This is a genomic window from Deltaproteobacteria bacterium, assembly GCA_016930875.1.
Taxonomy (GTDB): domain Bacteria; phylum Desulfobacterota; class Desulfobacteria; order Desulfobacterales.
In genome coordinates, this window is record JAFGFW010000120.1 from 1 (window position 1) to 7757 (window position 7757).

A 7757-nucleotide genomic window follows, 5' to 3' on the forward strand; every position below is an offset into this window, starting at 1 on the left:
GAATACCCCGCAGCGCACCGTCGCCCAAGCTGCCGACTTCGCCAGAGCGGCTGCGACGGCTGAAATGGCGCGTCGGCGACTTGCTGCGGGGAGCTTCATTCCTTCACGTAGACGTGGAAACTGAGTGATTTACAAATAGTCAGATTAATTGTATATTTTGGTCAATTTGAAAAAAGCTTAAGAGTTTCACTTTAAGGAGATCAACAAGAACAAAGAACAAAATTCGCAGGGGGAAAAGAATGACAAAAAGCGATGAAAAAACTCAAGGGCACCGATTCAGTAAAGACTTCCTGACCGGATGCCTTGCCATTATCCTAATACTGGCAATCGTATTTGTCTTGGTGCCACTTCTGATTCTGGCCTTGAAGGTAAGTATTTTCATCGCTATTCCCGTAGGACTTGTTCTGGCTTTGGTTGTACTGACAGCTTTTTTTGGCCGGATTATAAACCTTCTTCGAAGAAAGTGGTGACGTATTGCAAATTTGCCGGAAGGTCGTTATGACTGGTATAGGGCAGCCACATGATTAGTGTGGAGAATCTCACAAAAAGTTACGGCACTCAAGTTCTCTTTGAACGGATTAGCCTTAAGATTAATCCCCGCGAACGCGTTGGGCTCGTTGGACGAAACGGCCACGGAAAAACGACCCTGTTTCGACTAATTGTCGGAGACGAGCGTCCTGATTCAGGAGCTATTACAATACCCAAACACCATCGCATTGGTTACGTTCGGCAGCGCCTTGAATTCACGGAAGATACGGTCTTGAAAGAAGGGATGAAGGGACTTCCGGAAGAAGAGCGAGATCACCACTGGAAGGTTGAAAAAATTCTTGCAGGACTCGGCTTTTCCCCTAATGACCTGTCCCGCCACCCGGAAGAGTTTTCCGGTGGATATCAGGTCCGTCTGAATCTCGCCAAGGTACTTGTCTCTGAACCGGATTTGCTGCTTTTGGATGAGCCAACGAACTACCTCGACATTACTTCAATCCGGTGGGTTGAGCATTTTTTGTTGAGCTGGCCTCGCGAACTCATCCTTATTACCCACGACAGGGGGTTCATGGACAAAGTCGTCACGCACACCATGGCAATCCACCGCAAAAAGGTCCGCAAAGTTGAGGGAAACACAGAAAAGCTCTACGCTCAGATCGCCCAACAGGAGGAAATATACGAAAAAACTCGAATCAACGACGATCGTCGCCGAAAAAAGATCGAGGAATTCATAAGCCGGTTCAGAGCCAAGGCCAGACTCGCCAATCTAGTGCAGTCCAGGATCAAAACCCTTGAGAAAAAGGAAAAGCTGGGGAGGCTTGAACGGATCGAAACACTCGATTTCTCCTTCCGGAGCAGACCTTATAGGGGAAAATACGTGATGAGTGCCCGAGATGTTTCGTTTTCGTACGATCCCAAGGTGCCGCTCATCAGAAATTTCAATATTACCATAGGGGCCCGCGACAGGGTCTGCGTAATCGGCAGGAACGGCAAGGGCAAAACCACTCTCCTTAGACTACTCGCGGCAGATCTGAAACCTGATGCCGGTGAGATTGTCTCCAATCCTGGCGTAACAAGAGGGTTCTTTGAGCAGACCAATATCGCAAGCCTTAACGAGGCTAGAACGGTGGAGGAAGAAATTTTTCATTCCCATCCCGATGTGGACAGGCAATTGGCCCGCAACATTGGTGGTGCAATGATGTTTGAAGGCGACGCTGCTCTAAAGAAAATAGCAGTCCTGTCAGGGGGAGAAAAGGCCAGGGTGATGCTGGGCAAAATCCTTGCAGCGCCTGTCAACCTCCTACTGCTTGACGAGCCGACAAATCACCTGGACATGTTTTCCTGTGACTCTCTACTGGCGGCTATCGCCAGCTTTGAAGGAACAGTTGTGATGGTTACCCACAACGAAATGTTTCTCGACGCCCTTGCAGATCGGCTTATTGTATTCCAGCATGACGAGGTCTGTGTGTTTGAGGGAGGCTATCAACGGTTTCTGGAAAAAGGCGGTTGGGAAAATGAAGTAGAAGTCCGAAGACTGGTGGAGCCTGACACTGAAAAAGATGCCGACAAGGAAGGGCCGTCTGCCAAGTTGACAAAAAAAGAGGTTAGGCGGAGACGCTCTGAGATTATAACCGAACGAGGCAAGGTGCTGAAACCCATCAAAGAGCGTATTGCCCGGGTGGAACATGAAATTGAATCGCGCGAGCGGGAACTCAATGAACTCAGCCAGACCATGCTGGAAGCATCCCAGGCTCATGACGGCGAAAGGATAGCAATAGTCTCTCAGTCTATTCACAAATGCCAACCTGCCATTGACAAGCTCTTTTATGAATTGGAAGAGATCACCAGCCTTTTTGAACAACGGAGCACTATGTATGAGAAGAGATTGGCAGAACTGGAATAGACGCGCTACGCTGCAAAAAAGCGTTCACCAGGACGACCACGGTTCATGCAGCATTTTGTAGGACTGCGGGCATGCAAGTCGGCCGCCGTTGGCGTTTTCTGAGCCGTATGTTCCGGGGAGTGATCTCGACCAGCTCATCGTCGTTGATGTAGGAAATACATTCTTCCAGCCCCATGATCAACGGTGGCGTGAGAATAACGTTTTCATCGGATCCTGCTGCGCGCATGTTGGTGAGCTTCTTTCCTTTGGCGGGGTTCACCACCAGGTCCCTGTCTCGGCTGTGCTCACCGATAATCTGTCCTTCATAGACCTCAACGCCCGGCCCGTGAAAGAGCTTGCCTCGGGCCTGCAGGTTGAACAGGGCATAGGCCACGGTCATGCAGGTAGACTTTGAGATCAGGACGCCGTTTCTTCGATGGCGGATTTCGCCGGCGTGTGGGCCGTATTCCAGAAAAACATAATTCATAACGCCCATGCCCCTGGTGCTGGACATGAACTCAGACCGGTAGCCGATAAGGCCCCGGGTAGGTATTTTGTACCTGAGGCGCGCCCGGCCCCTTCCTTTTTGCATATCGATGAGCCTGCCCTTGCGCAAACCGAGCCCTTCCATTGTCGTGCCCATGTACTCCTCGTCGACGTCAATGGTCAGCTCCTCATAGGGCTCCAGGGTCTTATCACCTTGCTGCTTCAACACAACCTGGGGGCAAGAGACCTGAAATTCGTAACCCTCTCTTCGCATCTTCTCAATCAAGATGGCCAGATGCAGTTCCCCACGACCCGACACCTTAAAGCCCACGTCTTCGCCCAACTCTTCTACTACCAATGCGACATCCGCCAGAGTTTCCCGATGCAAACGATCGGCAAGATGGCGGGATGTCACGAAGGTTCCTTCCGTCCCCGCAAAGGGTGAATCATTGGGGAGGATATTTACCGAAATCGTTGGCGGATCAATGGAAATCGGCGAGCACGGGCAGGGGTTATCCGGGACCGTATAGGTGTCGCCGATTGCGACGGAGTCCATTCCGGCAACGGCAACAATCTCGCCCACACCGGCATGGGCTGTCGGTACTTTGCGGTTGCCCTCAAATCGATACACCTGGGAAATGACGGCAGACAGAAGCGCGCCTCTCTGATCCGCCACGACAACAGCCTGACCGACATTGAGATCGCCTGAAGTGATTTTACCGATGCCGAGGCGACCCAGAAAGGGTGAATAGTCGATGGAGCTTACTCGCAGCTGCAGGGGGCCTGCCGGATCGCCCGACGGGGGCGGCACGTGAGAAATGATGGTCTCCATAAGGGGCGCCATGGACGAGCCCTCTTCCCATGTCTCCGTAACGGCGTAACCGTCTTTTGCAGAGGCATAGATGACCGCAAAATCGAGGATATCATCAGGGGCGTCCAGTTTCACAAAGAGGTCAAACACGTGATCCACAACCCAGTCCGCCCGGGCGTTTGGTTTGTCGATCTTGTTGATCACCACTATGACGGGTAGCCCTATGGCAAGGGCTTTCTTGAGCACAAAGTAGGTCTGGGGCATTGGGCCTTCCTGGGCGTCAACGAGCAGCAACGCACCATCGGCCATATTCAGAACCCGCTCGACCTGACCGCCGAAATCGGCATGGCCGGGCGTGTCGATGATGTTGATCCAATACCCGTCATGTGCAAAGGACCCGTTCTTTGAGGATATCGTGATGCCTCGCTCCCGCTCCAGATCCATTGAATCCATGAGTCGCTCATCAACCTGCTGATTATCGCGAAACATACCGCTCTGTTTGAACAGTTGGTCCACCAGGGTGGTTTTTCCATGATCGACATGGGCGATGATGGCGACGTTTCGAATCTTGTCTTGCTGGATGTTCTTTTGTGTCATGTTGATTATCCCTTACGAACCACTCGGTGGCGTATCTCAAATCTAAAGTCTTGCTAAACATGAAAGCGGATGTTCATGACGTCCCCGTCCCGGACTATGTAATCCTTTCCTTCCAAGTGGAAGTGGCCATCTTCGCGAACACCCTTTTCAGATCCGCATTGCATCAAATCATCACAGGAGAAACATTCGGCCCGGATGAATCCACGGGCCAGATCGGTGTGAATGGTTTCGGCCGCCTTTACAGCGGTGTTTCCATGGACAATGTTCCATGCCCGCACTTCATCGGAGCCCACCGTGAAAAAGCTGATATAGCCCAGGGTCTTATAGGCCAGGCAGGTTAAACGTTGCCGCGCCGATTCCTGAGTACCCATATCCTCCATGAAGAGCTTAACGTCGTCCTCATCCGTCAGGCGGGCCAATTCCATCTCAAATGTCCCTGCAAATTCTATCACACTGTTTTGCTTTTCGATTTCCCTAAGGATATCCTGATTATTTCCGAAAAGCGTTTCGTCGGAGTTCAGAATAATCATGAACGGCTTTTGCGTTAGGAACTGAAATCCACGGATAATTTTTTCCTGGTCGCCGTCCAGGTCGAGATCCCTGATCCATCCATCGTTGCTCACATGCGCTACAATGTCTCGTAGGGTCTTTTCTTCCATTTCAAGAATGTTGGTTTTTTTACCCCTTTTGTAGGCCTTTTCAATCCGTTCCAGTCGATTTTCAGCAACAATCATGTCGGAAATCAACAACTCATCTTTGATAGTTGCAATATCTTCCAGAGGTGCTGGAGGATCGCCGGCGGCATCCGGAAAGTTGCGTACCACCAAGGCCAATGCGTCCGAGTTCTTCATGAGAGCCAGGGATGTGCTGGAAAAGAGGCCATCTTTTACAGAACCCTGGCTCAGACCCACAAAATCAGTCAATTCAATGGTGGCATGAACGGTTTTTTTGGGGTTGTACATTTTCGAAAGGGAGGTGATCCTGTCATCGATCACATCGACAACCGCCAGGTTCGGCTTCGCCTTGCAATCGGTATAGGCGGTGACCGTTGCATCGGCCCTTGTCAGGGCATTAAAAACCGTTGTTTTTCCCGAATTCGGCAAACCAATTAATCCGATTTTCATCAATTTTTCCCTATTCTCTTTCCTTTTTTGCAGAAGCAATGCTGGCGGGACTCGGCAAACATCATGCCACGGGAGGCGTGGTTGTTTTTCGAAAGTGGGGCTGCTGCATGTTAGGCACGGTGATCATGTGGTGCAACGCATCCAAAAAATGGGCCACCCCAATACATTCTGGAGTGGCCCTTAACCACAGTGTCTCAAGGTAAGCGCCCATTCGTCCGTTTGGCACCGCAAATATAAAAACTCTATAGTTTAAATACGTCGAATCATTTTGTCAAATATTAAAATTGATGAAGTCGTAAAAAGTCGTCAATCCGGACTTCGACGAGCTCAGTCGAGTCGTGAAAACCAGAGTCCAGAGCCTTTGTAACTAGCTGAATAAACTGGATTCCGGCACCTGCCCCGGACCACGATCCGGGTTCGCCGGAATGACAGTCCGCCGGAGGCGGATTTCGACTTTTTACGGTTTTATCAACATTATGAAAATCAAAAGAAAGGGAAAACAGAAAGCAGAACTTCTTATGACAAGAACAGGGGCCCCTACTGTTTTCTGGTCCATTTTGGTCTCCCCTCCTTGATTCTCAGGAGTTCATGGTAGGCCTCGGTGAGTTGGACAAAGGCTTCGTTGGTCCCCCCCGTGTCTGGATGCATTTTTTTGGCCACACGGCGATAAAGGCGGAGCAGCCCGCGTTTGGTCATGGTTTTAAGGGCGTCCTTTTTGACGCCAAATATAGCGCTTGCCTCCTCAAGACTCACGGACCGTTTGTTTGGCGGCGCCCTCCACGCCCTCCTGGCATCGATGAAATCCCTTATATAGTCTTCCAAAAAACTGTCCGGCGCATAGTCGTGATCAAAAAACATGATCACGTATCGAATCAGATGTTCGTGCAGGCACGCACGTTTTTTGTTTCTGCTACAGAAAGAGGCATCTTCATCCAGTCGGCAAATCTCTTCCAGAAAGTGTTTCTCCATCTTGTCTTGGTCTAATCCCTGAGGGACTTGTCTCGCCCAACTTTCCGTGAAAAACCGCTCCAGGTCAAAGATGGCGAAGGTGTAGTTTTTGGGTTCCGATGGGTTGAGGCAACGCTCCATGTTCAAAAAACGCTGTTCGATCTCATCCCGTGATTTTTCAAAGGCCCATCTGTAAAGGGCGACAGGCATGCGATAGATGCTGTTGTGTTCCACGCCTCCGAACCGGAAATAATGGACACGTCGTTTGTCAAAATCACTGACCTGCGCACGAATTACGTCGTCCTGCTTGGGCTTCTCACGCACCTTTTTTCGTCTGGCCCTGGCTTTTTCCTTAAGGGCGTCCACAAGCCGTCTGATTCTGGGGTTGAGAAAAGGCCAGAATATATCTTCCAGATCATCCTGGTTCGCCCTCACCCCCAGGTCGGACAGCCTATCTTCCACAACGTCGTCAATGTAAAAGGCATTTCCTCCAGGGTAGATGATATAACTGGCAGGGTTCGTACCGAGACAAAAAAGATCGCGGCTCCTGAAGAAACAGCCGTCTTTGACAGATTCCCTGATGAAATAATGCGTCTGTTTCCCTATTTTTTGTTCAGCCAGATACAAGAAAAGGCCTCCGCTGCCAAATCAAAACAAAATTAAATCCTTAAGATTCTGTTGATCCTGTCCAAAGACTAAATATTATGATTCGATATGGCCCCTTTTAGGGGCCTTCCTTATACCACCTGTTTTACGGGTGGTAATTGATTGGGTCCGTGCTTTTTCATTCTTATTGTAAGAACGTAAGAGAAATCCGTCAAACAAAATCATCCATCGGCCAATCTGCATCGGAGATGATGCATATGATGACGCCATTACGATTTTGAAAAAAACATGCTTCTCTGGTAGTTTTTTTCATAGCTGACCTGTTTTAGAGTACCTGCCAAATTGACGGCGTCTTTGAAAAGCCGTACCCGTTAGGGTTCATGCTTTGGTTGTGGTGCTTTAGGGACGTCTATGATTTTATGCTTTACGTTGGCCGAAGAAGAGAATAATAAGGACGCATGCCAACAAAAGCAAGGATAGACGCACCTGGGGCTTTCCATCATATCATGATCAGGGCTATAGAGCGCGGCAAGATATTCCGTGAGGACGCTGATCGAGTCAACTTTTTGGATCGGCTTGGGACCATCGTCCTCGATACACAAACCCAATGCTTTGCTTGGGCATTGATTCCTAATAAGGAATTGCCGAAGGCAAGAGGCCTGATCTTACAGGTGGCGGTCTGATAAGGAGTCTGGGGGGTTGGCGCGGAATCAAAGCATTGCGGAAAAGGGGCATCCGGTTGAAAGGCGATGAAAGGATTCTGGGGGATAGTGAATTTGTTGAAAGCGTCTTAAATGAGAGCAACGAGCGTTTGGAA

6 protein-coding genes are annotated in these 7757 nt (G+C 49.9%); 3 read left to right on the forward strand and 3 right to left on the reverse strand.

The window, feature by feature from the left end:
* The first annotated feature begins 239 nt into the window (after positions 1-239).
* Entirely contained in the window at positions 240-470 is a 231-nt protein-coding gene (locus JW883_10765) for a hypothetical protein (GenBank protein MBN1842747.1), read from the forward strand.
* A 50-nt stretch (positions 471-520) separates the two neighbouring features.
* Complete coding sequence (locus JW883_10770; protein ID MBN1842748.1) at positions 521-2389, forward strand: ABC-F family ATP-binding cassette domain-containing protein; 1869 nt, start codon at positions 521-523, stop codon at positions 2387-2389.
* A 43-nt stretch (positions 2390-2432) separates the two neighbouring features.
* Here the strand turns inward: JW883_10770 and typA are convergent, their stop codons facing one another.
* The 3 genes from typA to JW883_10785 form a co-directional block, all read right to left on the reverse strand.
* Entirely contained in the window at positions 2433-4247 is a 1815-nt protein-coding gene (gene typA / locus JW883_10775) for a translational GTPase TypA (GenBank protein MBN1842749.1), read from the reverse strand.
* A gap of 68 nt (positions 4248-4315) precedes the next feature.
* Positions 4316-5386 (reverse strand): redox-regulated ATPase YchF, encoded by a 1071-nt coding sequence (ychF, locus tag JW883_10780; protein MBN1842750.1) that lies wholly within the window; start codon positions 5384-5386, stop codon positions 4316-4318.
* 537 nt (positions 5387-5923) lie between these two features.
* Positions 5924-6961 carry a J domain-containing protein gene (locus JW883_10785; protein ID MBN1842751.1) on the reverse strand — a complete coding sequence of 346 codons (1038 nt, stop codon included), beginning with the start codon at positions 6959-6961 and terminating at the stop codon, positions 5924-5926.
* A 437-nt stretch (positions 6962-7398) separates the two neighbouring features.
* On the opposite strand from JW883_10785, the gene JW883_10790 reads away from it, so the two are divergent.
* Positions 7399-7623 carry a hypothetical protein gene (locus tag JW883_10790; protein MBN1842752.1) on the forward strand — a complete coding sequence of 75 codons (225 nt, stop codon included), beginning with the start codon at positions 7399-7401 and terminating at the stop codon, positions 7621-7623.
* The last annotated feature ends 134 nt before the right edge of the window (positions 7624-7757 follow it).

Excerpts from the sequence above, each read along its gene's own strand:
- ychF (MBN1842750.1), bottom strand. The coding sequence starts at position 5,386 with ATGAAAATCGGATTAATTGGTTTGCCGAATTCGGGAAAAACAACGGTT.
- JW883_10770 (MBN1842748.1), top strand. The coding sequence starts at position 521 with ATGATTAGTGTGGAGAATCTCACAAAAAGTTACGGCACTCAAGTTCTC.
- JW883_10765 (MBN1842747.1), top strand. The coding sequence starts at position 240 with ATGACAAAAAGCGATGAAAAAACTCAAGGGCACCGATTCAGTAAAGAC.
- JW883_10790 (MBN1842752.1), top strand. The coding sequence starts at position 7,399 with ATGCCAACAAAAGCAAGGATAGACGCACCTGGGGCTTTCCATCATATC.